This window comes from Paraburkholderia sp. RL18-101-BIB-B, assembly GCF_046026985.1.
GTDB lineage: Bacteria > Pseudomonadota > Gammaproteobacteria > Burkholderiales > Burkholderiaceae > Paraburkholderia.
In genome coordinates, this window is record NZ_JARESV010000139.1 from 1 (window position 1) to 2038 (window position 2038).

Here is a 2038-nt window from a genome sequence, read left to right on the forward strand (position 1 = left end):
GTAAGCGGCTCACGTGGGCCGTTCGTCCACGCGCGTGCACGTGAGGCATGATGGTGATCTGGACTTGGACTGTCAGGTAGCAGGTGTCGGCGGACTGGCTGGCGTGTGCAGCTTGTCGGCCACGCGCCACGGCAGAAGCTCGTCGATGCGATTGATTTTATGGTCAGCGATGTGAGTGAGCACATAGTCCAGATAGGCGCGCGGATCGATGTCGTTCAGTGCGCAAGTCCCGATCAGCGCGTACATTGCGGCGGCCCGTTCACCGCCGCTGTCGGAACCGGCAAACAGGAAATTCTTCCGCCCCAGGCTTACACAACGCAACGCGTTTTCCGCGATGTTATTGTCGATCTCGAGCGTGCCGTCTTCACAATATAGCGTCAGAGCGCGCCACTGGTTAAGCGAGTAGTTGATCGCCTTGGCAGTGTCGGACTTCGACGACAACGTTTCGAGCTTGGCCTTGAGCCACGCTTCATAGATTTGAAGCAGTGGCCTGGCTTTCTCCTGCCGTATTCGTAGCCGTTCGGCCGCGGGCTTGCCGCGAATGGAGGCCTCGATGTCGTATAGCGCGCCAATGTATTCAAGTGCTTTTTGCGTCGTGTCGGACGGCGTGCGCACGTGGATGTCGTAGAACTTTCTCCTCGCGTGAGCATGACATGCCGCTTCCAGTACGGAGCCACCCAGGAACAGCTCATCGAAGCCCGCGTAAGCGTCCGCTTGCAGGGTCCCCCTGAAGCCGGCGAGATGAGTCTGAGGGTGGATGCCCTGTCTGTTCGGCGAGTATGCGAACCATACCGCAGCGGGTTGCGTCGACCCCGAGCGACGATCGTCGCGCACATAGACCCATAGCCGACCGGTGCGGGTCTTCCTGTTGCCCGGTGAGAGCACCGGGATCGGCGTGTCGTCCGCATGCAGCTTGGCGGCCGACACCGTATAGCGGCGCAGCGCTTCAATCAGCGGCGCGCACAACGCTTCGCATTGACCGACCCAGCGACCCATGCTGGCCCGGTCGAGCATCACGCCGTCGCGCGCCGCGATCGCCGATTGCCGATACAACGGCTGGTGGTCTGCGTATTTCGAAACGAGGATATCCGCCAGCAAGCTTGGATGGGCGATGCTCCGCTCGATCGGAAGGCCGGGCATCGGCGGCTGCCTGATGGTGCTGCAGCATGGGCAAACGAATTTGCGCCGGATCGTGCGAACGACCTTGAACGCCGCTGCGACCCGGGCGAGTTGCTCAGACACGTCCTCACCGAGCACCTGCATCTGTTGACCGCAGTCCGGGCAACTCGATTCGGGCTCGCGCACATGATCCTCACGCGCGAGGTGCGCAGCCAGTGCTTGCCTCGAAGCCGCTTCGTCCGTCGTTGCATTGGAGGAGGAAGCGTTTGCGCCTCGAGCTTGCGCACGCTCCATGTCTGCAACGCCGCGTCCGGCGGCCAGATCCTCGAGTTGGGTCTCGAGGGTCTCGATCTGCCGCTGCAACTGCTCGGACTTGCGGCCGAACTGCATGCGCCGAAGTTTGTCGATCTGTGCCTTAAGCTGCTCGATCTCGACATCGCGTTCAGCAAGCAGACTACGGGCCTCGACCAGCAAGGCCTTCAACAATTCGACATCGTCTGGAAGATCGGCGCCGTTCGACATACGCCGTAGTTTACGAGTCCGCGGCGCGGTTTACAACATCGATAACGCGGCGGTACGACGGGGCTGTCGCCAATCGATGCCCTCGAGAAGCATCGACAGTTGTGCTGAACTCAGATGGACCTTCCCGCCGTCGGCCTGGGGCCAGATAAAACGGCCCCGCTCAAGCCGCTTCGCGAGAAGCCAGATTCCGTCCTCCGTTGCCCAGAGGATTTTTACGAGGTCGCCCCGGCGGCCCCGGAAGATGTAGACGTTGCCTCCCAGCGGATTCTCTTCAAGCGCCGTTTGTACCTTTGCGGCCAGTCCCTGGAACCCACATCGCATATCGGTCACGCCTGCAGCGATCCAGATGCGCGTACCAACCGGCAGAGACATCATGATCGCAGACTACCCAGCACGG

General features: G+C 61.4%; 2 protein-coding genes. Both read right to left on the reverse strand.

The window, feature by feature from the left end; translation table 11 throughout:
* Positions 1 to 72 precede the first annotated feature (72 nt).
* On the reverse strand, positions 73 to 1641 hold the full coding sequence (gene tnpC / locus P0D73_RS46285) for an IS66 family transposase (RefSeq protein WP_408436429.1): 1569 nt from the start codon (positions 1639 to 1641) through the stop codon (positions 73 to 75).
* A gap of 30 nt (positions 1642 to 1671) precedes the next feature.
* Entirely contained in the window at positions 1672 to 2016 is a 345-nt protein-coding gene (gene tnpB / locus P0D73_RS46290; protein WP_408320361.1) for an IS66 family insertion sequence element accessory protein TnpB, read from the reverse strand.
* Positions 2017 to 2038 lie beyond the last annotated feature (22 nt).

Coding starts and splice junctions, on each gene's coding strand:
- tnpB (WP_408320361.1), bottom strand. CDS start 2,016: ATGATGTCTCTGCCGGTTGGTACGCGCATCTGGATCGCTGCAGGCGTG.
- tnpC (WP_408436429.1), bottom strand. CDS start 1,641: ATGTCGAACGGCGCCGATCTTCCAGACGATGTCGAATTGTTGAAGGCC.